Source organism: Rathayibacter sp. Leaf248 (assembly GCF_920939495.1).
GTDB classification, from domain to species: Bacteria; Actinomycetota; Actinomycetes; order Actinomycetales; family Microbacteriaceae; genus Rathayibacter; species Rathayibacter caricis.
This window is the reverse complement of the sequence record NZ_CAKLAV010000001.1, coordinates 1,815,583-1,837,347: the sequence shown is the minus strand read 5'-3', so window position 1 is coordinate 1,837,347 and position 21,765 is coordinate 1,815,583. Positions and strand designations below refer to the sequence as shown.

Below are 21,765 nucleotides of genomic sequence, written 5' to 3'. Positions count from 1 at the left end.
GATGTGCTTCGCGCGCGGCGATACGCAGGCCTGCTGGTCGAGTAGGCGCCGGAAGCGGCGTATCGCGACCCGCCGTCGCCGGGAGCCGCGGGTGCCCACGCACCCTGGTTCACATTCGATCGATGGGCGCGACGCGACGCGGGTTTCCGCGGTCGCCTGCTCACAAGGGTGGCGGCGGGTCGGCGAACCGCGGGTCCGAGCCCGGCGGGGCGCCGGGGACCGGGCCCGGGCGGGTCGTGACACGGCGTCCGGTGGGGGTGGTCCAGTCGGCGGTGCCGTCGGGGTGGAGGACGTAGGTCCAGCGGTCGCCGTGGCGGACGTGGTGGTGGGCGACGCAGAGGGAGGCGAGGTTGCGGAGGGCGGTCTCGCCGCCATGGCGCCACTCGACGGCGTGGTCGGCCTCGGTGCGCGACGCGGGACGGGTGCAGCCCGGGAAGCGGCAGGTCTGGTCGCGCAGCTGCAGGTGGAGGCGCATCCCCGGGGGTGGGACGCGCAGCGTGCGGCCGACGGAGACGACGGTGCCGGCACCGGGATCGGTCGCGACGCGAGTGAAGGAGGCGCCGCCGGCGACCAGCTCCCGGGCGACATCGGCCGGCACGGGGCCGTAGCCGTCGAGGTCTGCGGGGGAGTCGTCGAGACCGGCGGCGGTCGTGGCGGGGAGGGTCAGGCGGATCTCGGCGCGCACCCCGGGGACGAACGTGGGTGCACCGGGCTCGCCGGGCGAGGTGCCCGACACGTCCCCGTCGCACAGCAGGTCGGCGAGGGCGTCGGCGCGCAGTTGCGCGAGGGTGCGGTCGTCGCACGGCTCGTCGCGGCGCTGGTCGCCGTGCTCACCGGCGCCGGCGCGGCCCTCGCGGAGGGTCCGCGCGAGCCGGTCGAGGCGGGCCAACGCTCCGATCGCGGTGGGAGCGGGGAGGAGCGCGGACAGGGTCGCCATGCCGTCGATCTCCGGCGTGATCCACACGGCCCGGTCCTCACGGGCTCGCCGGTGGCGCTCGGCGAGGGGCTGCTCGTGCAGCTCCTCCCGGAGTCGCGCCAGGGCTCGCCGCAGCTGGGTGGGGGTCAGGGAGACGGCGAGACGGGCTGCGCGCTCGTCGAACGCGGCTCGCGAGGCGACGGGCAGCGTGTCGGCGACGGCGCAGACGATGCGGCCCGACTCCCAGAGGATGCGCGCTCCGGCCAGCGCGGCCCTGGTCATCGGCAGATCCTCGACGAGCAGCTGCGCCTGCTCCAGTGAGCGCGAGGCGGACGCCTCCGAGACCCTGAGGGCGACCGCGAACTCGGCTCGGATCGAGCGCTCCACGAGATCGCTCGACTCGCTGCGCGACCGGCCTCGGGAGAACGCCTCGGGGTGCTCGAGAGCTGCGCGGTAGCCCGCGTACAGCTCCTCGGCCGCGGCGAGGTGGAGCGGTGCAGCCGAGCGGGCGAGCGCGGCGGCGCGGTCGCCGCGCTCGCGGACCTCCGCGAGCACCGCTTCCGTCGTACCGATCTCCGTCATGCGAGCAGTGAACCGTCGACCACTGACATTCCCTCGCCTTCTCGGCGCGGAGGTGGCGCGTCCGGGATTAGAGCCCCAGCCCGAACTCCGCGTCCAGTGCATCGAGCTCCGCCGCGGCCGCCACGTGCAGCCGCGCCTTCTCGGCCGCGGGCAGCCACGACGCGTCCACCCCGGTCAGTGCCATCGCGCGCAGCTGCGCGTGCGTCGCTCCGATCGGCCCCGCGGCGATCCGGTACTCGTCGGCGAGCGTCGTCGGGAACATCCCCGGGTCGTCCGAGCAGGGGGTGACGCGCAGACCGGCGTCGAGCATGGCGCGGATGGAGGCGCGGCGCCACGGGCGCCAGGAGCGGCGGGAGGTGGTCGACGCGACGGTGAAGACCACTCCGTCCTCGCGCATCCGCTCGACGACGGCCGGGTCCTCGAGCACGAAGTAGCCGTGGTCGATGCGGTCGCAGCCCAGCAGATCCAGGCAGGTGATCGTGTTCGCGGCGGTGGGGGCGTGCTCGGAGGAGTGCGCGGTGCGGCCCAGGCCCGCTCGTCCGGCCAGGGCGTACGCGTCTGCGAAGCGCTCGGGCGGGCCGGCGGTCTCGAGGTTGTCGAGGCCGATGCCGGCGACGTACTCGTGCGGGGAGTCGACGACCTGCTGCACGAGGGCGAGGGCCTCCTCGCCGCTGCGGCTGCGGTCGATGCCGGCGATCATCCGCCCGGTCATGCCGAAGTCGCGCTCGGCCGCGCGGATGCCGTCGGCGTACGCCTCGACGCTGCCGCGGTAGCCCAGGCCCGCCAGGTGCTCGGGGACGCCGTCGAAGAAGAGCTCGAGATGACGGGTGCCGCTGCGGTGGTGCGCGTCCTCGAAGGCCTCGTAGACGATCCGCGTCAGGTCCTCGGGGGAGCGGAGCACCTGCACCACCCACTCCGACGCCTGGAAGAGCGAGTACGAGACCTCGGGCTCGCCGGCCGAGCGTCCCTGCGGCACCGGCACGACAGTGTCGTGGTAGAGCGCGGGGTCGGGCGGGAGGGAGTTGATGTCGGCGAAGATCCGCTCGGGGTCGGCGGGCAGCGCGAGGCGCTCCCGGCGGGCGAGCTCGGCGAACGTGCTCGCACGCACGGTCCCGATCAGGTGGCAGTGCAGGTCGACCTTGGGGATCCGGCGGATCCACTCGTCGGGGACGGCGCCGGCGGCGGCGGTCGGGGCGGCGGTCTCGGTGCTCATGGCGGTCTCTCCGGGTGGTGCGGGCGGTGCAGGGTGGAGGGCCCGTGCGCGGCGCGGCGGCCGCGCACGGGCGGGCCGCCTACTGGGCGGTGACCTCGCGGGCGAAGCGGTCGACCCACTCCGAGCGGGTGGGGACGAGCTCGGTCGGGTCGAGGGTCTCGTAGCCGGCGGCCGTGGGGTCGGCGGCGATGTCGCCGACGACGGCGGTGATCGACTCCGGGACCTGCGCGGCGAGGTTGACGGGCAGGTCACCCACGATCTCGGCGGAGGAGGTCTGCGCCTCGACCGAGAGCAGGTAGTCGATGAACTGCTCGGCGGCGTCGGTGTTCGCGGCGCCCGCGGGGATCATCGCGCGGTTGGTCGCCATGTAGCGGCCGGTCGCGGGAGGGGTCCAGCCGATGGGCTCGCCCGAGGCGACGAGGTCGGTGGCGAAGCCGCTCAGCGCGTCGGCGGCGGTGATCTCGCCCTGCGTCAGCAGGTTCGTGACCTCGGTGGAGGAGCTGTAGAACTGCAGCACGCCGGGCGCCCAGCCCGACAGGGTGTCGAGCGCCGTGTCGATGTCGTAGGGGCCGTCGCCGTAGGTGGCCGCGACTCCGCTGATCATCAGCTGGCCCGCGGTGACCGAGATGTCGGGCAGCGCGACGCGCCCGGCGTTCGCGGAGTCGCCGTAGAGCTCCCAGTCGGCGGCCTGCTCGGCCGAGAACGCGTCGGTGGAGTAGAGCGTGCCGTTGAGCTGGTAGCTGTAGGCCGGGCCGAGGTAGACGTCCTCCTTCGCGAAGTCGGCGATGTCCGCGATCGCGGGCACGGCGTCCGCGTCGACCTGCTCGAAGAGGTCGTCCTCCTGGCCGAGTGCGGCGTAGTAGTCGCTGATGAGCATCACGTCGACGCCGGGGTCGTCGCCGCCCGCGAGCTGCAGCTGCGAGAGCCGGTCGGAGTTGGAGCCGGTCTCGACCTCGACCTCGATGCCGGTCGCCTCGGTGAAGGGGTCGATGACAGCCTCCTGGAACTGCTCGACGCCGAAGGGGAAGGTGCTGACGACGAGCGTCTCGGAGGCGCCGTCGGACTCCGAGGAGCCGGAGCCGCCGGAGCAGCCGGCGAGGGCGAGGGCGCCGATGACGGCACCGGCGGTGAGGGCGACGGCGCGCCGGGGTGTGGTGCGGGACATGGCGGTTCCTTTCGAGAGGTGCTGCGGAGGGGGAGCTGCTGGGGAAGAGGAGGACGGAGAGAACGAGGAGAGCGCGGGAGCAGGCGCCGCGTTCAGTCGCGGGCCAGTGCGACGATCCGCGACGCCGCGGCCGACACGACCACCGCGTCCCCGGGCGCGACGCGCGCGGCGGAGTCGGCGCGCACGTCCGACACCAGCCGCACCGGGTCGCCGGCGGGATCCGTCGCTTCGACCGTCACCAGAACGTCGACCCCGCGGTAGGCGACGTCGACGACGACCGCGTCCAGCGACAGTGCGCCGGAGGGGGCGGCGGCCCCGCTCGTCACCGAGAGGTGCTCCGGCCGCACCGTCACGAGCGAGCCGTCGGCGAGGCCGAGGAAGTTCTCGTAGCCGAGGAAGTCGGCGACGAAGCGGTTCGCCGGAGCGCCGAAGACCGCGGCCGGTGCGCCCTGCTGCATGATGCGCCCGGCGCGCATGAGCACCATCTCGTCGCTCATCTCGAGCGCCTCGTCCTGGTCGTGCGTGACCAGCACGACGGTCAGCCCCGTCTCGGACTGGATGCGGCGGATCTCGGAGCGCATCTGCACGCGGAGCCGCGCATCCAGGTTCGACAGCGGCTCGTCGAGCAGCAGCAGCCGGGGGCGGATCGCGATGGCGCGGGCGAGGGCGACGCGCTGCTGCTGTCCGCCCGAGAGGCGTCGCGGTCGGCTCGCTGCGAGGTGCGCGAGCCCGACCATCTCGAGGCTCTCGGTCACCCGCTGAGCCCGCTCGGCGCGTCCGAGACCGCGCAGCTTCAGCCCGTAGCCGACGTTGTCGGCGACGCTGAGGTGCGGGAACAGCGCGTACGACTGGAACACCATGCCCAGTCCGCGCTTCTCGGGAGCGAGCCGGGTGCTGTCGACGCCGTCGATCAGGATCCGGCCCGAGGTCGGCGTCGAGTACCCGGCGAGCATCCGCAGCGACGTGGTCTTGCCGCATCCGCTGGGCCCGAGGAGGGTGGTCAGCTTCCCGGACGGGATCGCCAGGTCGATGCCGTCGACCGCGGTGAAGTCACCGAAGACCTGACTGACGTCGACGAATTCCGCTGCTGCGCTCATCGGTTGATGCCTCCGAAGATCTGGGCGAAGCCGACGCTGCGCTCGGCGATGATCGCGATGACGACGGTCGCCGCGAGGATGAGGGTGGACGTGGCCGCCACCATGGGGTCGTAGCTCTGCTGGACGTAGTCGAGCATCCTCACGGGGAGGGTCCTGGCGTCGCGGCTCTGCAGGAGCAGCGACAGCGGGACGTTGTTGAACGAGGTCACGAATCCGAGCAGCGCGGCCGAGAAGACCCCGGGGCGCAGGATCGGGAGCGTGACGGTGAAGAAGGTGCGCAGCGGTCCGGCCCCGAGGCCGCGGGCGGCCTCCTCGAGCGCCGGGTCGCTGGTGGCGAGCGAGGCGCCGGTCACGCGGACGGCGTAGGGGAGCAGGAGCGCCGTGTGGCCGATCAGCAGCACGGTCGCGTTGTCGATGTCGAGCGTGACGACGAGCTGCTGGAACAGCGCCAGGCCGACGACGAGCTCGGGCACGATCAGCGGCGAGAGGAAGAGCCCCTCGATCAGCGAGCGGCCGGGGATCCTGCCCCGGTAGATCGCCAGGGTCGCCGGGATGCCGATCAGCAGGGCGATCGCCGTCGAGAGCACGGCGAGCTGCGCGCTGGTGGCCAGCGACTCCAGGAACGGGTCGTACGAGAGCGCCTCGCCGAACCAGCGGAACGAGAGCCCCTCCGGCGGGAAGCGGAGCGTGGATCCGGCGGTGAAAGCCGTGGCGACGACGAACAGGATCGGCACGATCATGATCACGTAGCCGGCGACCGCGAGCGACGCGGCGACGGGGCGGCGGGTCCTCATGAGACGGCTCCCTTCCGGGCGACGAGGGAGGAGAGCCCGGAGACCAGGAAGACCAGGACCGTCATGACGATCGCGGTGGCGGAGGCGCCGGCCCAGTCGATCGTGACGCTGGAGTAGGAGAACAGCTGGGTGCTCAGCATCCGCTGGCTCGACCCGCCGAGCAGGTAGGGCGTGGTGTACGCGGTGACGGAGCCGGCGAAGACGAGCGTCGCGGCGACGACGACGCCGGGCAGCGAGAGCGGGACCACCACGTCCCAGAAGGTGCGGGTGGGGCTCGCGCCGAGTCCGCGGGCGGCGTCGTCGAGGCCGGCGTCGACCTGCGAGACGGCGGAGTAGCAGGAGATGATCGCGAGCGGCAGGAAGAGCTGGGTCAGGCCGAGCACGATCGCGAGCTCCGTGTAGAGCAGCTGCGGGGCCTCGGACACGACGCCCAGGCCCACGAGCAGCTGGCCGATCGCGCCGTTCGAGCCGAGCACGACGAGCCAGCCGAAGGTGCGCACGACGTTGCTGAGCAGGAGCGGGAAGATCGCGAGGGCCAGCAGGACGCCGGACCAGCGGGACGAGGAGCGCGCCAGCAGGTAGGCGATCGGGAAACCCAGGACGACGCAGATCAGCGTCACCACGAGTCCGATGCCGACCGTGCGGCCGATGATGCGCAGCTCGTAGGGGTCGGTGAGCATCTCGCCGACCCGGGCGATCACCTCGACGGGCCCCGTTCCGGGAGGGGCGAACAGCATCACCAGCGAGGGGACGACGAAGAAGAGCAGCAGGAAGCCCAGCCCGGGCAGGAGCAGGAGGGGAGCGGTCCTCGACCTCACGAGTACCTCCGATCGGACGCGTCGGGCGGCGCCGTGAAAGGCCGCAGGGTGAATGTAACCGGTTGCATCGACAGTAGACCGGCGACGCTACCCGCTTCGATTCGCGCGTGTAAACACTGTGTTTCGTGATCCCGAGTCAGGGCACGTCGTCGGTGCGAGCGGTTGCAGACGTGGCCCTATGATCACGGGAGAGCCGGAGGGGGGACGCATGGCCACGCTCGCCGACGTCGCCGCCCTCGCAGGCGTCTCGAAGGCGACCGCGTCGCGCACGCTCTCCCGCCCCGAGGTCGTCTCGCCCGAGACGGCCGCCCGGGTGCTCAGCGCCGCGGCGAAGCTCGGCTTCATCCCCAACTCGGCGGCCCGCCAGCTGGCCCGGGGCCGCACCGGCGTCGTCGCGCTGGTCGTGCCGACCCTCGACAACGCGTTCTTCACGCCGATCATCGGAGGGGCGCAGCGCCGCGCCGACGAGGACGGCCTCCAGCTCACCGTGGCCGTGCATCCGCTCGAGGCGGTGCGCGAGCTCGGAGCGTTCGACCGGCTCTCGCGCCAGGTCGACGGCTTCATCGTGGTCGCGCCGCGCGGCGGCGACGAGCTGCTGCTCTCGGCGGGATCGCACAAGCCGACCGTGCTGGTCGACCGGGAGGTCGACGGGATGGCCTCCGTCGTCGCCGACACCGCCTCGGCCTTCGGCGCGCTCGTCGAGCGCTTCACGGCCGACGGGCACGAGCGCGTGCTCTACATCGGCGGACCGGAGGGGTCGTGGCAGGACGGTCAGCGCACGGCGGCGGTCCGCGAGGCGGCTCGGCGCGGGGGAGCGGAGCTGACCGTGCTGGGTCCCTTCCCGGCTACGTTCGCGGCGGGAGTGGGCGCCGCGGCATCGGTGCGCGACTCCGGAGCGACGGCCGTCGTGCCGTACGCGACCGCGCTCGGGCTCGGCGTGCAGTACGCGCTGCTGTCGTCGGGCGGGGTGCCGGAGGGGCTCGTGGTGAGCTCGGAGCGCTCGATCGTCGACGCGCTGGGTCTGGTCGGGGTGCCCGCGGTCGACGTCGACGGCGAGCAGCTGGGGCGGGCGGCGGCCGAGCTGCTCATCGAGCGGCTGGCCGACCGGGGTGCGGCGCCGGAGCGGCGGCGGCTGCCGGTGCCGGTGCAGTGGCCGGCGTGACGCGCGGCCGAACCGCGTCCGGCTCGCAGAACGTCGTCCGGCTCGCAGGAATCACCGATTCCCGCGAGCCGAACGCGATCCTGCGAGCCGGAGGTGTGCTCGGAGTCGGCGCTACGCCGTCAGCGCGACCGCCGTCCAGGACACCGGGGGCAGCGTCACCGTGAGGGAGCCGTCCGAGAGGGAGGCGTCGACCGCGTCGCGCAGGCCCACGCGCTCCTGGTCGTCCTTCGTGTTCTTCGCGTAGGGGTCCTCGTCGAAGAGGGCGACCGCCTCCGCGATGCTCGAGACGCCCAGGCCCGACACGTCGACCGTGACCGTGATCGACTCCGTCTGCGAGCGGTTCACGAGGAACACCGACGAGCGGTCGCCGTCGTGCGTCGCGACCGAGTCGACGAGCGGAGCCTCGCCGTGGCGGGCGGTGGAGTACGTGCCCGCCTCGATCCGGGGCTTGAGCACGGTGCCGGAGGCGAGACGTGCGGTCGTCGAGAACGGGAAGAACGTGGTCTGGCGCCACGCCGCTCCGCCCGGCTCGGTCATGATCGGCGCGATCACGTTGACCAGCTGCGCGAGCGACGCCGAGGTCACGCGGTCGGAGTGCTTCAGCAGCGTGATCATCAGGTTGCCCAGCACGACCGCGTCGGCGACCGAGTAGACGTCCTCGAGCAGGCGGGGGGCGTAGGCCCACTCGCGGGTGCTCTGGTCGCCCTCGGCGTCGGCCTTCTCCTTGGCCTGCCACTCCTCGAGGTACCAGATGTTCCACTCGTCGAAGGACAGCATGATGTCCTTCGTCTTCTTGAGCTTGTACTTCACGTGGTCGGCGGTCGCGACGACCGTCGCGATGAAGTACTCCATGTCGAGCGAGGAGGCCAGGAACGAGCCCAGGTCTCCGCCGTACTCCTGGTAGTACGCGTGGCACGAGACGTACTCGACGTCGTCGTAGGTGTGCTCGAGGACCACGCGCTCCCACTCGCCGAAGGTCGGCATGCCGGATCCGGACGAGCCGCAGACCACGAGCTCGAGCGACGGGTCGGCGATCTTGAGCGCCTTGGCGGTGCGGGAGGCGAGCTTGCCGTAGTCCTCCGCGTTCATGTGGCCGACCTGCCAGGGGCCGTCCATCTCGTTGCCCAGGCACCACATGCGGATGTCGTAGGGCTCGGTGCCGCCGTTGGCGATGCGCTGGTCGGCGAGGGCGGTGCCGGCCGGTCCGTTGGCGTACTCGAGCACGTCGAGCGCCTCGAGGACGCCGCGGGTGCCGAGGTTGACCGCGTACATGATCTCGCTGCCGGTGAGCTCGGCCCAGCGGGCGAACTCGTCGAGTCCGACCTCGTTGGTCTCGAGCGAGTGCCAGGCCAGGTCGCGGCGGCGGGGGCGCTCGGAGCGCGGGCCGACGCCGTCCTCCCAGCGGTAGCCCGAGACGAAGTTGCCGCCGGGGTAGCGGATGGTCGTGCTGCCCAGCTCCTTCACCAGGTCCACCACGTCGAGGCGGAAGCCGTCCTCGTTCGCCGTGGGGTGCCCGGGCTCGTAGATGCCGTCGTAGACGCAGCGTCCGAGGTGCTCGACGAACGAGCCGAAGATCCGCGGATTCACGGGGGCGACGACCGCGGTGGGATCGAGGGTGATCCGGGCCGAGGAGGTGGACGGGACGGCGCGGGGAGCGTCGGTCATGACAGGGCCTTTCTGAGGCGGTGACGGGCCCCTCCTGTTCCGGAGGGGAGTGGTGCGCGGGTGCGGCCGGTCACTTGACCGAGCCGATGGACAGCCCGCCCTGCCAGTACTTCTGCAGGGTGAGGAAGGAGACGATCAGCGGGATCACCGAGATGAGGGCCCCGACGATCACGAGGTTCCACAGCGACTGCCCGCCGGTGTTGACCGACGCCTGGGTCTGCCAGGTGCCCAGGCCCACGGTGACGGGGAAGAGCTGCGAGTTCGAGAGCATCACGAGAGGGAGGAAGTAGTTGTTCCAGGTTCCCACGACCGACAGCAGCAGCACCGTCACGAGCGCGGGGCGCAGCAGCGGCAGGGCGACGCGGAAGAAGACCGTGATCTCGCCCGCCCCGTCCATCCGCGCGGCGTCGAGCATCTCCTCCGGCACCGCGTCCTGCGTGTAGACCCGCATGAGGTAGACCGCGAACGGGTTGAGCATCGAGGGCAGGATGACCGCCCACATGGTGTTGGTGAGCTGCGCGGCGCTGAACATGACGAAGAGCGGGATGACCAGGGCCGTCGCCGGCACCATCACGGAGCCCAGGACCAGCGAGAAGAAGGCGTTGCGGCCCTTGAACGCGTAGGCCGCGAAGCCGTAGCCCGCGAGCACCGACAGGACCGTCGCTCCGAGACCGCCGACGAAGGCGTAGAGGAACGAGTTGCCGAGCCACTTCCAGTAGAGCCCGTTCGAGTAGGTGAACAGCGAGCCGATGTTCGTGAAGAACTCGAAGGAGTCGCCGAACCAGAGCGGGCTGACGGTCCCGGAGAAGAGGCCGACCTGGTCCTTCGTCGACGCCACCACGAGCCACCAGAACGGCAGGGCGAAGTAGACGACGAAGGCGAGCAGGATCACGTGGGGGAGCAGCTGGCGTCCGCCGCGGCGGCTGCGGGCGCGGACGGCGTCGTCGCGGCGCTGCACGCGGTCGCGCTTGGGGGCGAGTTCGAGGGTGCTCATGAGAGTCCGTTCCGCTTCTTCGTGGCCGCCAGGAACAGGTACGACCCGACGAACACCACCAGGCCCAGCGCGAACGAGATCGCGGAGGCGTAGTTGAACTGGTTGTAGGAGAAGGCGAGCGTGTAGGCGTAGATGTTCGGCGTGTAGGACGCGTCGATCGAGCCGGACGCCAGCGAGCGCAGGATCTGCGGCTCGGTGAAGAACTGGAGCGTGCCGATGAGGGCGAAGACGAGGATCAGCACCATCGAGGAGGAGATCATCGGGATCTTGATCCGCAGCGCCGTCTGGATCGCGCTCGCACCGTCGAGGCGGGCGGCCTCGTACACGGCGGGGTCGATGCCCTGCAGTGCCGCGTAGATGATGATCATGTAGTAGCCCGCCCACTGCCAGGTGACGACGTTGACGAGGCTGCCGAAGATCGACTCCTTGCCGAGCAGGTTCGGAGCGTCGAGTCCGAACCAGCCGAACACCTCCGAGGCGGGGCCGAACGACGGGCTGTAGAGGAAGCCCCACATCAGCGCGCCGATGACGGCCGGGACCGCGTAGGGCACGAAGATCATCAGCCGGGCGAAGCGCGAGAACCGCGAGGTGAGCGCGTCCAGCATCAGCGCGGCGATCAGCGAGACCAGCATCTGGATCGGGATCAGGATGAACGCGAACCGGACGACGAGCCAGACGCCCTCGAGGAAGAGGGGGTCCGAGAACGCCTTGGCGTAGTTCGCGAACCAGACCCACTCGGTGCCGGTGGCGACGGTCTTGTTCTGCAGGCTCAGGATGAACGAGTAGATCAGGGGCGTGATCAGGAAGACCACGAGGAAGACGCCGAAGGGGGCGACGAAGACCCAGCCCCAGCGGGCGCGGCGCGAGGCGACGACTCCGGTGCGGGGCTTCTTCGTGCGGCGTTCGGCGGTGGCGGCGGGCGCGGGGACGACGAGGTTCGACATGGTGCTCCTTCGAGACGGGACGGGGCGGCCGCCGCCCTCGCGGACGGCGGCCGCCGGTCGTCAACCGACCGTGTAGCCCTGACCGGCGGCGTAGTCGCTGACCGCGGTCTGGTAGGTCGCGAGGGCGTCCTCGACGCTGGACTCGCCGCTGTTGACCGCGTTCACGGCCTCGGTGAGCTTGTCGTAGGCGAAGTTCTGGAACGGCGAGACCTGGAAGCCCTGGTACTCGGTCGCGGCGGTGAGGAAGACGTCCTTGTTGATCTGCTGACCGCCGAAGAAGTCGTACTCGAGGTTCGCGAAGTAGTCGGACTCGAGGATCGGCTTCCAGAGCGGGAACAGCGCGCCCTTCTCGATGCCGATCTTCCAGGCCTCCTCGGTGCCGAAGATCTCCTTGGCGACGAGGGCCGCCGCCTCCTTGTCCTCGGCCTGCTCGGTCACCGCGAACGCGGATCCGCCGATGTTGATCTGGGTCGGCTCCTCGCCCTCCCACTGGGGGACCGGAGCGGCGCGCCACACGGCGTCGGGGTCCGCGCCCTCGAAGCCCTGCAGGTAGCCGGGCAGCCAGGCGGCGGCGATCACGGAGGCGTAGGTGCCGTCGACGAGGTGGGTGTTGTAGTCGGTGGTCGAGCTGTCCTCGGTGCCGACGAGGCCCTTGGTGACGAGGTCGTTCCAGTAGTTCATGACCTTGGCGCTGGCCTCGTCGTCGAGGTCGACCGTGACGTCGGTGCCGTCGACGGTGTAGGGCACGGAGCCGGCCTGCGCGAAGAGCGCCTGCTGGTACGCGCGGCCGTTGCCCGCGTAGTCGGTCATCAGGGTGCTGGAGCCGGCGTCCTTGAGCGCCTGCGCGGCGGCCGCGTACTCCTCCCACGTGGTGGGGACGGGGATGCCGTACTCGTCGAGGATGTCCTGGCGGTAGAGCATGCCGACGGGACCGCCGTCGACCGGGATCGCGTAGGTGGCGTCGCCGCTGGAGACGTCGGCCCAGGCGCCCTCGGAGTAGTTCTGCTGCACGTCGGACGCGCCGTACTCGTTCAGGTCGACGAGGGCGTCCTGCGGGATGTAGCTCTGCACGACCTCGCTCTCGAGCATGACGACGTCGGGGGCGCCCGAGCCGGCCTGCACGGCGGTGGTGAGCTTGGTGTACTCGTCGTTGCCGGCGCCGGCGTTGCTCCAGCAGATCTGGACGTCGTCGTGGCTGTTGTTGAACAGGTCGACCACGCCCTCGAACTCGGGGTACCAGGCCCACATCGTGACGACCTTCGCGTCCTCGTTCACGATCGTGTTCTCGCAGTTGGCGGCGTCGCTCCCGGCGGAGCAGCCCGTGAGAGCAGCGGCGGAAGCCGCGACGGCCACCCCCGCAGCCAGCAGTCTCTTCGAATGACGCGTCATTGCGTTTCCTTTCGGATGCGGCCGTCGTCGGCCTGAGGAGGGTTCCACGCGGGAGCGGGGAGGTTCTGCAGCGTGTCCCCGACGTTTCTACAACGATGGAGACAACGTTGTAGAGACGATGATGCGGAGTCGCCGCGGCGCTGTCAAGAGCGGCTCGCCGAGCGGCCCGAGCGGTGTCCGCCCAGCCGGCCGTGCTGGACTGGGCGGGTGGGAACGATCGACGCGTGCCGCCTCCTCGCCGACCGGGTGGAGGCGCTCGCCGCCTCCGATCCGCCGCCCAGGGCCCTGATCCGCGCGGTGGCGCGCGACATCGCCGGCATCCGGGGCGGGTTCCTCGGGCCACTCGATCTGCTGAGCGGCGGACGCAACCGGATCCGCGGCCGCGGCTTCGCCGAGCCGTACGACGACGACACCCGCGGGCAGGCGCGCCACTTCGCGGGCGTGGCCGGAGCGACGCTCCACCTCGGCGGTCCGCTCGCGCACCTGCTCCTGCGCACGGTCGGCGGCGACGCCGCGGGCAGCGCCGACGACCGGCTCACCGGGCGGGCCGTGGAGTGGAGTCGGCTGCTGCGGCGCGGACGCCTGCCGGTCGGCGACGCGGGGGAGTGGATCCGCCGCGAGATCTGCGACTGCGGCTGAGCGCTCAGACGGGAGCGCTCGATTCCCGCGCCACCACCGAGAACGCCGCGGTGCGCAGTCGGTGCGGACCCGTCTCGGTGCCGTCGATGCGCGCCTTCAGCACGTCGACGGCGGTCTGCGCGATCTCCTCCCGCCCCGGGTCGATCGAGGACAGGCTCGGGACCGAGTAGCGCGACTCGTCGATGTCGTCGAAGCCGATCACCACGACGTCGCCGGGCACGTGCCGGCCCGCGTCCTGGAGGGTGCGGATCGCGCCGAGCGCGAGGGTGTCGTTGAACGCGAAGACGGCGTCGAAGTCGACGCCCGACTCGATGATGCCGCGCATCGCGACCGCGCCGTTGGCCCGGTGCCAGGGGCCGGAGTAGCCGATCAGCCGTTCGTCGTAGGGCACGCCCGCCGCCTCCAGCGCCTGCTCGTAGCCGCGGGTGCGGAGCACGGCCGAGCCGACCTCCTCGCCGGCGTGCGCGCCGAGCGCGACGATGCGCCGGCGGCCGCTCTCGAGCAGGTGCTCCGTCGCCGCGCGGGCCGCCTCGACGTTCTGCATCGTGACGTGGTCGACGCGCTCGGTGAAGATGCGCTCGCCGAGCAGGACGAGCGGGTAGTCGACGGCGAGGGCGGGCTCGTCGGCCATGTCGATGCCGAGCGGGCTGAAGAGGAGGCCGTCCGTCAGCTGGCGGCGCGGAGAGCTGAGGACGCTGCGCTCGCGGGCGGGATCGGCTCCGGTCTGCTCGATCAGCACCGTGAGCCCGCGGCGGTCGGCGGCGCGCATCACGCTGTCGGCGAGCTCGGCGAAATAGGCGAGGCTGAGCTCGGGGAGCGCGAGGCCGATCACTCCGGTGCGGCCCCTGCGCAGGCTCCGCGCCGAGAGGTTGGGGCTGTAGCCGAGCTCCGCGATCGCGGCCTCGACCTTCTCGCGCGTGGCCGGACGGATGTGCGGATAGTCGTTGATGACGTTCGAGACCGTCTTGATCGACACTCCGGACGCACGCGCGACGTCGTGCAACGTGACCGCCATCGGTCCTCCTCCGCTCGGGGGTGCGCCCAACCTACAACGTTGTACCACCGCGCGTCCCGCGGCGTCCTGTTCTCGCGGGACACGGTGTCGCGGCGAGTGCGGACCTCGAGCGGGGCGGAGGCGGCGCGGTCGTAACGCGGCCGGGCGGCGGAGGGCGGGTCCGGCACGCTGGAGACTCGACGAGAGGGGGCGCGATGGACGCGCGCGAGCACGAGGTCCGCCGGCGGATGGACGCCCACGAGCTGTACACCGATGCGGGCGAGGGGCTCGCGGCGCTCGAGGAGGAGCGGATCCGCGGCAAGGAGCTCGCGCACGCGTACAACGCGACCGGGCCGCGCGAGGCGGGGGAGCGGCGCCGGCTGCTGCACGAGCTGTTCGAGTCGGTCGGCGAGGGCGTCTGGGTCGAGCCTCCGCTGCACGTCGCCTACGGCAACCGGGTGCGGCTGGGCGAGAACGTCTACGTGAACTTCGGTCTGACGCTCGTCGACGACGTCGAGGTGGTGATCGGCGACCGAGTGATGATCGCTCCGAACGTCACCATCAGCACGACCGGGCACCCGGTCCACCCGGAGCTGCGCCGCGACGGCACGCAGTTCTCGGCGCCGGTCGTGATCGAGGACGACGTGTGGATCGGGGCGGGCGCGATCCTGCTGCCGGGCGTCGTGGTCGGCGCGGGCTCCGTCGTGGCCGCGGGGGCGGTGGTGGCGGCGAGCGTGCCTCCTCTGGTCGTCGTCGGAGGAGTGCCGGCGTGCGTGCTGCGGGCCATCGGCGACGAGGACCGGGAGTGGGAGTACCGCGCGCCGCGGGTGCTCGGGTGACGGGGGAGCGAGCTGCCCGGCTGTGCAGGGCGACCAGCCCTGCTGATCGAGTAGGCCGCGGAGGGGGGCGGACCTGCCTGCTGATCGAGTAGGCCGCGGAGCGGGCGTATCGAGATCCGCGGTGTCGGGTGGTGGTGGGTCTCGATACGCCCCTGCGGGGCTACTCGACCAGCAGAGGGGGCGGACCTGCCTGCTGATCGAGTAGGCCGCAGAGGGGGCGGACCTGCCTGCTGATCGAGTAGGCCGCAGAGGGGGGCGGACCTGCCTGCTGATCGAGTAGGCCGCAGAGGGGGGCGGACCTGCCTGCTGATCGAGTAGGCCGCAGAGGGGGGCGGACCTGCCTGCTGATCGAGTAGGCCGCGGAGCGGCCGTATCGAGATCCGCGGCTCCAGCCGGGCGTTCTTCCGGGCTCGGTAGGCTCCGCGGGTGACCCGCTCCCGCCTGATCCTGCTCGACATCGACGGCACGCTGATGGACGGCGGCGTCGTCGCGCCCTCGGCCGCCGAGGCCGTGGCGGGCGCCCGCCGCAACGGGCATCTGGTGCTGCTCGCGACCGGCCGCTCGCGTCCCGAGATCCCGCAGAAGGTGCTCGCCCTCGGCTTCGACGGAGTGGTCTCGGCCGCCGGTGGGTTCGTCGAGCTCGACGGCGAGCTCGTCTCGCGGAGCACGATGCCGGCGGACGCGGTGCGCGAGATCGTCGACTTCTTCGAGGCGCACCGGATCGAGTACACGCTGCAGGCGCACGACGCCGTGTTCACGAGCGGCGGGCTCGCGGCGCGGGTCGCCGAGCTGCACGCCCGGCGGGGCGAGGCGGTGGAGCCGGTCGTCGAGACGCCGCGCGGCCCGGTGCCGACCGAGGGGATCGCGAAGGCGACGTTCTTCGGCGACCACGACGACACGTTCGCGGTGGTGCGCGACGGCCTGGGCGAGCGATTCCACGTGGTCAACGGCACCATCCCGTACCTCGGTCACGCCGGCGGCGAGGTGAGCCTGCCCGGCGTCGACAAGGGCGCGGCGCTCCTCGCGCTCGCCGAGCGGCTGGGGCGGGCGGTCGAGGACACCGTGGCGATCGGGGACAGCTCGAACGACGTCGAGATGATCACCGCCGCCGGGCTCGGGATCGCGATGGGCAACGCCACCGACGACGTCCTCGCGATCGCCGACGACGTGACGACGTCGGTGCACGAGGACGGCGTGCGGACGGCGTTCCTCCGTCACGGCCTGATCTGAGCCGGCCCCGGCCCGTCGGAACCGGGGCCGACGGCGATCAGGTGTACCAGGAGGTCTCGGGCACGTCGCCCAGCAGGGCGAAGACGCCCACCTCGCGTCGCTTGTACGCGATCGGATCGTGCAGCGAGTGGGTGCGGAGGTTCCTCCAGTAGATGTCGAGTCCGACCGAGTTCGCGCTCGCGCGGGCGCCGGTCAGCTCGAAGACGCGGGTCGCCGTCTCGAGTCCGTCCTCGACGATGCGGGCCTTGGCCGCGGCGATGCGCACGGCGATCTCTCCGCGGCGGCGGGGAGTGAGCTCCTCGCGCGGGGCGTGCAGCACGGCCGACAGCTCGGCTCCGGTCGCGTCGATCAGCGCTTCGGCCGCCCACAGCTTCGCCTGCAGATCGCCGTAGCCCTCGAGGAGGTACCACTCGTCGGTCGCGCGCTCCTTGTCGTCTCCGCCGAACGGCCAGGCGCGGGTGCGCTCTCGCGTGTAGCGCGCGGCGTGCTCGAGGGCGCCCTGCGCGATGCCGAGGTAGAACTCGGCGAACACCTGCTGGATCGTCGGCACGTTCAGCGAGTTGTAGACGAGCGGCTGGAACTCGCGGTCGACGAAGCCGGCGGCCGCTGCCCACGGCACGCGCACGTCGCGGATCTCGACCGAGCCCGACTCCGTGAGCCGCTGGCCGAGGCTGTCCCAGTCGCGGCCGAAGACGATGCCGTCCTGCGCGGTCGGGACGATCGCGAAGACGTGCGTGTCCGTGCCCTCGAGGATCCCCTCGAGCACCGTCAGGTCGCTGACGACGCCTCCGGTCGAGAACGACTTGCGGCCCGAGAACACGAGCTCGTCGCCCTCCTCGCGGATCGAGAGGTCGGAGTCGCGCGGGTTCACGGCGCCGCCGTAGAGCAGGTTCCCCTCGGTGGCGAGCTGCTCGACGGCCGCGATCTGCTCAGGGGTGCCGACGAGTCGAGCCGCCCACGCCCAGAGGTAGTGGTAGCCGAGCAGCTGGCCGATCGAGCCGTCGGCGCGCGCGACAGTGCGGATCACGCGCAGCGCGGTGGTCCACTCCTGGCCGCCGCCGCCGTGCTCGCGCGGTCCGAGCAGGGTGACGAGTCCGGCGTTCTTGAGCAGGGCGACCTCGGTGAACGGCGCGGCGCCGGCCCGATCGCGCTCGAGGGCGTCGACGGCGAGGACCGAGGCGACCTCGTCGGCGCGGGCGATCCACTCCGCAGGGGAGGCGGGGCGCGGGGCGCCGGACCAGCGGTCGGTGAGCGGGTCGCCCAGCGCGGTGGCGCGCGCGGCGGGCTCGTGGCCGGTGGGCGGGGTGGTGGTGCCGGTGGGCGTGGGGGCGGATGCGGTGCTCACGGTGGTCCTCTCTCGAACGGTGCGGCGACTCTCGCAGCCGGGCGCGGCGGATGCACCGCGTGCGTCGGGCGGTGACGGCGTGTGACTCCGGGTGTCGTCGCGGGCAGTGGAGCGGCCGTGATGAATCGATGCGCTGCCGATTTTGACAATCGTTATCAATAGTCGCTACCGTGAAGTCACCCCGACCGTCCGACTCCGGACTCAGATTGGCTCTCCGTGACGACCCGCACCCGCACCCTCTCCGCTGCCGCCCTCGTCGGCGCCGCGGCCCTCGCCCTCTCGGCCTGCTCCGGCTCCGGCTCGGCGAGCGACGACTCCGGCCTCGTCTCGATCGTCGCGTCGACGAACGTGTACGGCGACCTCGCGCAGAGCGTCGGCGGTGACCTCGTCGAGGTCACGAGCATCATCGACAGCCCGGAGAAGGACCCGCACGAGTACGAGGCCACGGCGCGCGACCAGCTCGCCGTCTCGGACGCGCAGCTCGTGATCGAGAACGGCGGCGGCTACGACCCCTTCATCGACACGATGATCGACGCGTCCGGCTCCGAGGCGCCCGTCGTCACGGCGACCGTCGTCGCCGGTCTCGAGGACGAGCACGCGCACGAGGAGGAGCACTCCGACGAGGAGGGCGCCGAGGAGGAGGGTCACTCGGACGAGGACGGCCACGATCACGCCGCCTACAACGAGCACGTCTGGTACGACCTCGCCGTCGCCCGCGACGTCGCGACCGGGATCGCCGACGAGCTCTCGAGCATCGACCCCGACAACGCGTCGACCTACTCCGCCAACGCCGAGGCGCTCGCCGCCGACCTCGACGCGCTGATCGAGCGCGAGCAGGAGCTCAAGGGCACCCTCGAGGGCCGCTCCATCGCCATCACCGAGCCGGTGCCGCTGTACATGACCGAGGCGCTCGGCCTCGTCGACGCGACTCTGGAGGAGTTCAGCGAGGCGATCGAGGAGGGCACCGACGTGCCCGCCACCCTGCTGCAGGAGACGCTCGCCCTGTTCTCGGACGGCGCCGTCGACGCCCTCGTCTACAACGCGCAGACCTCCGACGCGCAGACCGAGGCGGTGCTCGAGGCGGCGAAGTCGGCCGGGATCCCCGAGGTCGCCGTCACCGAGACCCTGCCCGACGGCGACGATTACGTCGGTTGGATGACCGCGAACCTCGACGCCGTCGAGGGGGCGCTCTCGTCGTGACGCCTCCGTCCCCGATCGATCGGCCCGCCTCCCCGGAGGCGGGCCTTCCGGCGTCTCCGGCCGTGCTGCGGATGCGCGGCGCGGGCCTCCGCTTCGGCTCCCGCGAGCTGTGGGGCGGAGTCGACCTCGACGTGCAGGCGGGCGAGTTCGTCGCCGTGCTCGGCGCGAACGGCTCGGGCAAGACCAGCCTGCTGAAGGCGGTCCTGGGCCAGCAGCCGTTGAGCACGGGCGAGCTGCAGGCGCTCGGCGCCCCCGTGCACCGCGGCAACCGCCGCATCGGCTACATCCCCCAGCAGAAGCTCGCCGACGACGGCACTCCGCTGCGCGCCCGCGACCTGATCGGGCTCGGGATCGACGGCCACCGCTTCGGATTGCCGCTGCCTTCTCGCGCCCGCCGCGAGCAGGTCGACGCCCTGCTCGCCGCCGTCGGGGCGACCGACTACGCCGACGCCCCGCTCGGCAGCCTGTCCGGAGGCGAGCAGCAGCGCGTCCGCGTCGGCCAGGCCCTCGCGGGCGACCCGGCGCTCCTGCTCTGCGACGAGCCTCTGATCGCCCTCGACCTCGCGCACCAGCGCGCGGTCAGCGAGCTGATCGACCGGCACCGGCGCGAGCGCGACCTCGGCGTCCTCTTCGTGACGCACGACGTGAATCCGGTGCTGCGGATGGTCGACCGCGTGCTGTACCTCGCCGGCGGCCGGTTCCGCATCGGCACGCCCGACGAGGTGCTGCGCTCGGAGGTCCTGAGTGATCTGTACGACGCGCCCGTCGACGTGATCCGCGCCCGCGGCCGGATCATCGTGGTCGGCGCCCCCGACCACTCGCACGTGCACGAGCACGAGGCGGAGCACCGGCACGGATCGGAGCACCGGCACGAGCCCGAGCGCCGGCGCGAGCACCGCCACGACACCCCGGAGGAGCGCGCCTGATGGACTACGTCTGGTCGCAGATCTTCGACTTCTCGGACTACGGAGGTCTGCTGGCGCTGCTGCGGAACTCGGTCATCGCCGGCGCCGTCCTCGGCGTGGTCGGCGGGCTGATCGGCGTCTTCGTGATGTCGCGGGACATGGCCTTCGCGGTGCACGGCATCAGCGAGCTGTCCTTCGCGGGCGCCTCCGCGGGCCTGCTGCTCGGGATCGGCGTGGTGCAGGGTTCGATCGTCGGCTCGCTCGTCGCGGCGCTGCTGATCGGCCTGCTCGGCTCCCGGGCCCGCGATCGCAATTCGATCATCGCCGTGCTCATGCCGTTCGGCCTGGGCATCGGGATCCTCTGCCTCGCCCTCTATCCGGGGCGCAGCGCGAACAAGTTCGGCCTGCTCACGGGGCAGATCGTCGCGGTCGACGACCCCCAGCTCGGCTGGCTCATCGCGATCTCGGTCGTCGTCGTGATCGGCCTCGCGCTGATCTGGCGCCCGCTGACCTTCGCCAGCGTGGACGCCGACGTGGCGGCGGCCCGCGGAGTGCCGACCCGAGCGCTCTCGATCGTCTTCATGCTGCTGCTGGGTCTGGCCGTGGCCGTGTCGGTGCAGGTCGTGGGCTCGCTCCTGGTGCTCGCGATCCTGGTGACACCCGCCGCCGCCGCCCTGCGGATCTCGGCGTCGCCGGTGATCGTGCCGCTGCTGAGCACGCTCTTCGCGGTCGGGTCGCTGGTCGGCGGGATCCTGCTGGCGCTGGGCGGCTCGGTGCCGATCAGCCCGTACGTGACGACGATCTCGTTCACGATCTACGTCGTCTGCCGGATCGCCGGGCGGCGGGGAGTCCGGCGTCGCCGCTCACCGGCGCTCGCCGGGGCGGGGGTATAGCGTGGCCCGGGTCGTGAGACGGGAAGGTGGTCCGGTGGTCAAGCGGAACACGTGGCAGAGGGAAGCGGTGCGCGAGGCGCTGACCGGGCGCGACGACTTCGTCAGCGCGCAGGGGCTGCACAGCGCGCTGCACGCGTCGGGCTCGCCGATCGGCCTGGCGACGGTGTACCGCGCGCTCGCCGACCTCGCGGTCGAGGGCGAGGCGGACTCGCTGCAGTCGCCCGACGGCGAGAGCCTCTACCGGGCCTGCACTCCGGGCACGCACCACCACCACCTGATCTGCCGGCGCTGCGGGCTGACCGTGGAGATCGCGGCCGACGAGGTCGAGACCTGGGCGCGCTCCGTCGCGGGCCAGCACGGCTTCACGGATGCGCACCACGTCGTCGACGTGTTCGGCCTCTGCGCCGAGTGCACGCGGGCGACCGCGGACTGACGAGCCGCAGGTCGGCAGCTCAGGCCGGCAGGAAGACGCCGGCCGCGCGGTCCTTCACGACCGCTCCGGCGGGCAGGACCCGGCCGCTCATCGCGACGTAGACGCCCGGCGGCAGCAGCTGCACAGCGGCCACTGCGGCGCCGAGGTTGAACGACGCGTCGCTGTCGCGCATCCGCGCCGGCTGCATCGCTCCGGTCAGCACCACCACGCGGTCGCGGACGGTCCCGATCGCCTCGGCCGTGGCGGTCATGGTGTCGGTGCCGTGCGTGAGGACGATGCGGTCCTCCTCCGCCTCGAGGACCCGCTGCCGGATGAGGGCGCGGTCCTCGTCGTCGAGGTCGAGGCTGTCCTTCGCGAGCACCTCCTCCACCCGGAACTCGAGCGTCGAGAGCACGGGCTCGAGCAGGCGCGGGATGGTCGGCGCGCCGATCACGAGCTCGCCCGCGAGCGAGTACTCCTTGTCGATCGTGCCGCCGGTGGTGAGGACGAGGATGCGATCTGTCACTCCCTCACAGTAGGGCGGGCCTCCGACACGGGGCGCGCGGGCC

At 71.9% G+C, this 21,765-nt stretch carries 21 protein-coding genes; 8 read left to right on the top strand and 13 right to left on the bottom strand.

Translation table 11 applies throughout. The annotated features are described in order from the left end of the window. Window positions 1–160: 160 nt before the first annotated feature. The 6 genes from LRG51_RS09040 to LRG51_RS09015 form a co-directional block, all read right to left on the bottom strand. Window positions 161–1,498, bottom strand: a complete 1,338-nt coding sequence (locus LRG51_RS09040; protein WP_230672315.1) for an HNH endonuclease signature motif containing protein — start codon at window positions 1,496–1,498, stop codon at window positions 161–163. 67 nt (window positions 1,499–1,565) lie between these two features. Then, window positions 1,566–2,711 carry an adenosine deaminase family protein gene (locus tag LRG51_RS09035; protein WP_230672313.1) on the bottom strand — a complete coding sequence of 382 codons (1,146 nt, stop codon included), beginning with the start codon at window positions 2,709–2,711 and terminating at the stop codon, window positions 1,566–1,568. Between the two features lie 79 nt (window positions 2,712–2,790). After that, a complete protein-coding gene (locus tag LRG51_RS09030) occupies window positions 2,791–3,876 on the bottom strand; it encodes an extracellular solute-binding protein (RefSeq protein WP_230672311.1) in 1,086 nt (361 codons plus the stop codon). Window positions 3,877–3,968: 92 nt separating this feature from the next. Beyond that, window positions 3,969–4,973, bottom strand: a complete 1,005-nt coding sequence (locus LRG51_RS09025) for an ABC transporter ATP-binding protein (RefSeq protein WP_230672309.1) — start codon at window positions 4,971–4,973, stop codon at window positions 3,969–3,971. Further along, window positions 4,970–5,767, bottom strand: coding sequence for an ABC transporter permease (locus tag LRG51_RS09020; RefSeq protein WP_230672307.1), 798 nt, complete (start codon window positions 5,765–5,767; stop codon window positions 4,970–4,972). The genes LRG51_RS09025 and LRG51_RS09020 overlap by 4 nt, the downstream gene beginning before the upstream one ends. Next, window positions 5,764–6,585 carry an ABC transporter permease gene (locus LRG51_RS09015; protein WP_082480939.1) on the bottom strand — a complete coding sequence of 274 codons (822 nt, stop codon included), beginning with the start codon at window positions 6,583–6,585 and terminating at the stop codon, window positions 5,764–5,766. The genes LRG51_RS09020 and LRG51_RS09015 overlap by 4 nt, the downstream gene beginning before the upstream one ends. A 208-nt stretch (window positions 6,586–6,793) precedes the next feature. Between LRG51_RS09015 and LRG51_RS09010 the strand changes: the two genes are divergently transcribed. Beyond that, window positions 6,794–7,747: a LacI family DNA-binding transcriptional regulator gene (locus LRG51_RS09010; RefSeq protein ID WP_230672305.1), complete on the top strand. Its 954-nt coding sequence runs from the start codon at window positions 6,794–6,796 to the stop codon at window positions 7,745–7,747. A gap of 111 nt (window positions 7,748–7,858) precedes the next feature. Here LRG51_RS09010 and arfA read toward each other — a convergent pair whose 3' ends face one another. The 4 genes from arfA to LRG51_RS08990 all read right to left on the bottom strand — a co-directional run bounded on the left by arfA (window position 7,859) and on the right by LRG51_RS08990 (window position 12,739). Further along, window positions 7,859–9,412 (bottom strand): arabinosylfuranosidase ArfA, encoded by a 1,554-nt coding sequence (gene arfA / locus LRG51_RS09005; RefSeq protein WP_230672303.1) that lies wholly within the window; start codon window positions 9,410–9,412, stop codon window positions 7,859–7,861. Between the two features lie 70 nt (window positions 9,413–9,482). After that, on the bottom strand, window positions 9,483–10,406 hold the full coding sequence (locus LRG51_RS09000) for a carbohydrate ABC transporter permease (protein WP_082480940.1): 924 nt from the start codon (window positions 10,404–10,406) through the stop codon (window positions 9,483–9,485). Next, a complete protein-coding gene (locus LRG51_RS08995; protein ID WP_055785988.1) occupies window positions 10,403–11,350 on the bottom strand; it encodes a carbohydrate ABC transporter permease in 948 nt (315 codons plus the stop codon). The genes LRG51_RS09000 and LRG51_RS08995 overlap by 4 nt, the downstream gene beginning before the upstream one ends. Before the next feature lie 60 nt (window positions 11,351–11,410). Then, window positions 11,411–12,739: an ABC transporter substrate-binding protein gene (locus LRG51_RS08990; protein WP_230672301.1), complete on the bottom strand. Its 1,329-nt coding sequence runs from the start codon at window positions 12,737–12,739 to the stop codon at window positions 11,411–11,413. A 207-nt stretch (window positions 12,740–12,946) separates the two neighbouring features. Here LRG51_RS08990 and LRG51_RS08985 point away from each other — a divergent pair, with 207 nt between their 5' ends. Continuing rightward, a complete protein-coding gene (locus LRG51_RS08985) occupies window positions 12,947–13,378 on the top strand; it encodes a hypothetical protein (RefSeq protein WP_230672299.1) in 432 nt (143 codons plus the stop codon). A 4-nt stretch (window positions 13,379–13,382) separates the two neighbouring features. Here LRG51_RS08985 and LRG51_RS08980 read toward each other — a convergent pair whose 3' ends face one another. Next, on the bottom strand, window positions 13,383–14,393 hold the full coding sequence (locus LRG51_RS08980; protein WP_055785998.1) for a LacI family DNA-binding transcriptional regulator: 1,011 nt from the start codon (window positions 14,391–14,393) through the stop codon (window positions 13,383–13,385). Window positions 14,394–14,587: 194 nt separating this feature from the next. On the opposite strand from LRG51_RS08980, the gene LRG51_RS08975 reads away from it, so the two are divergent. Further along, window positions 14,588–15,211, top strand: a complete 624-nt coding sequence (locus LRG51_RS08975) for a sugar O-acetyltransferase (RefSeq protein ID WP_230672297.1) — start codon at window positions 14,588–14,590, stop codon at window positions 15,209–15,211. Window positions 15,212–15,637: 426 nt separating this feature from the next. Next, window positions 15,638–16,441, top strand: coding sequence for an HAD family hydrolase (locus LRG51_RS08970; protein WP_230672295.1), 804 nt, complete (start codon window positions 15,638–15,640; stop codon window positions 16,439–16,441). Between the two features lie 37 nt (window positions 16,442–16,478). Here the strand turns inward: LRG51_RS08970 and LRG51_RS08965 are convergent, their stop codons facing one another. Then, window positions 16,479–17,786: an acyl-CoA dehydrogenase family protein gene (locus tag LRG51_RS08965; protein WP_230672293.1), complete on the bottom strand. Its 1,308-nt coding sequence runs from the start codon at window positions 17,784–17,786 to the stop codon at window positions 16,479–16,481. A gap of 216 nt (window positions 17,787–18,002) precedes the next feature. On the opposite strand from LRG51_RS08965, the gene LRG51_RS08960 reads away from it, so the two are divergent. The 4 genes from LRG51_RS08960 (at window position 18,003) to LRG51_RS08945 (ending at window position 21,217) form a co-directional block, all read left to right on the top strand. Further along, window positions 18,003–18,986 carry a metal ABC transporter solute-binding protein, Zn/Mn family gene (locus LRG51_RS08960; protein ID WP_230672291.1) on the top strand — a complete coding sequence of 328 codons (984 nt, stop codon included), beginning with the start codon at window positions 18,003–18,005 and terminating at the stop codon, window positions 18,984–18,986. A 71-nt stretch (window positions 18,987–19,057) separates the two neighbouring features. Further along, window positions 19,058–19,912 (top strand): metal ABC transporter ATP-binding protein, encoded by an 855-nt coding sequence (locus tag LRG51_RS08955; protein ID WP_230673111.1) that lies wholly within the window; start codon window positions 19,058–19,060, stop codon window positions 19,910–19,912. Further along, on the top strand, window positions 19,912–20,784 hold the full coding sequence (locus tag LRG51_RS08950) for a metal ABC transporter permease (RefSeq protein ID WP_230672289.1): 873 nt from the start codon (window positions 19,912–19,914) through the stop codon (window positions 20,782–20,784). Before LRG51_RS08955 ends, LRG51_RS08950 begins: the two co-directional genes overlap by 1 nt. A gap of 34 nt (window positions 20,785–20,818) precedes the next feature. Continuing rightward, complete coding sequence (locus tag LRG51_RS08945; protein WP_055786018.1) at window positions 20,819–21,217, top strand: Fur family transcriptional regulator; 399 nt, start codon at window positions 20,819–20,821, stop codon at window positions 21,215–21,217. A gap of 19 nt (window positions 21,218–21,236) precedes the next feature. Here the strand turns inward: LRG51_RS08945 and LRG51_RS08940 are convergent, their stop codons facing one another. Further along, the gene (locus LRG51_RS08940) at window positions 21,237–21,722 is read right to left on the bottom strand and encodes an asparaginase domain-containing protein (protein ID WP_230672287.1); all 486 of its coding nucleotides are present in this window, start codon (window positions 21,720–21,722) and stop codon (window positions 21,237–21,239) included. Window positions 21,723–21,765 lie beyond the last annotated feature (43 nt).

Bases quoted from the DNA above. Each gene is read 5' to 3' on its own strand.
- LRG51_RS09035 (WP_230672313.1), bottom strand. From the start codon at position 2,711: ATGAGCACCGAGACCGCCGCCCCGACCGCCGCCGCCGGCGCCGTCCCC.
- LRG51_RS08955 (WP_230673111.1), top strand. From the start codon at position 19,058: ATGCGCGGCGCGGGCCTCCGCTTCGGCTCCCGCGAGCTGTGGGGCGGA.
- LRG51_RS09000 (WP_082480940.1), bottom strand. From the start codon at position 10,406: ATGAGCACCCTCGAACTCGCCCCCAAGCGCGACCGCGTGCAGCGCCGC.
- LRG51_RS08980 (WP_055785998.1), bottom strand. From the start codon at position 14,393: ATGGCGGTCACGTTGCACGACGTCGCGCGTGCGTCCGGAGTGTCGATC.
- arfA (WP_230672303.1), bottom strand. From the start codon at position 9,412: ATGACCGACGCTCCCCGCGCCGTCCCGTCCACCTCCTCGGCCCGGATC.
- LRG51_RS09030 (WP_230672311.1), bottom strand. From the start codon at position 3,876: ATGTCCCGCACCACACCCCGGCGCGCCGTCGCCCTCACCGCCGGTGCC.
- LRG51_RS08950 (WP_230672289.1), top strand. From the start codon at position 19,912: ATGGACTACGTCTGGTCGCAGATCTTCGACTTCTCGGACTACGGAGGT.
- LRG51_RS09040 (WP_230672315.1), bottom strand. From the start codon at position 1,498: ATGACGGAGATCGGTACGACGGAAGCGGTGCTCGCGGAGGTCCGCGAG.
- LRG51_RS08990 (WP_230672301.1), bottom strand. From the start codon at position 12,739: ATGACGCGTCATTCGAAGAGACTGCTGGCTGCGGGGGTGGCCGTCGCG.
- LRG51_RS09010 (WP_230672305.1), top strand. From the start codon at position 6,794: ATGGCCACGCTCGCCGACGTCGCCGCCCTCGCAGGCGTCTCGAAGGCG.
- LRG51_RS09025 (WP_230672309.1), bottom strand. From the start codon at position 4,973: ATGAGCGCAGCAGCGGAATTCGTCGACGTCAGTCAGGTCTTCGGTGAC.
- LRG51_RS08975 (WP_230672297.1), top strand. From the start codon at position 14,588: ATGGACGCGCGCGAGCACGAGGTCCGCCGGCGGATGGACGCCCACGAG.
- LRG51_RS08995 (WP_055785988.1), bottom strand. From the start codon at position 11,350: ATGTCGAACCTCGTCGTCCCCGCGCCCGCCGCCACCGCCGAACGCCGC.
- LRG51_RS09020 (WP_230672307.1), bottom strand. From the start codon at position 5,767: ATGAGGACCCGCCGCCCCGTCGCCGCGTCGCTCGCGGTCGCCGGCTAC.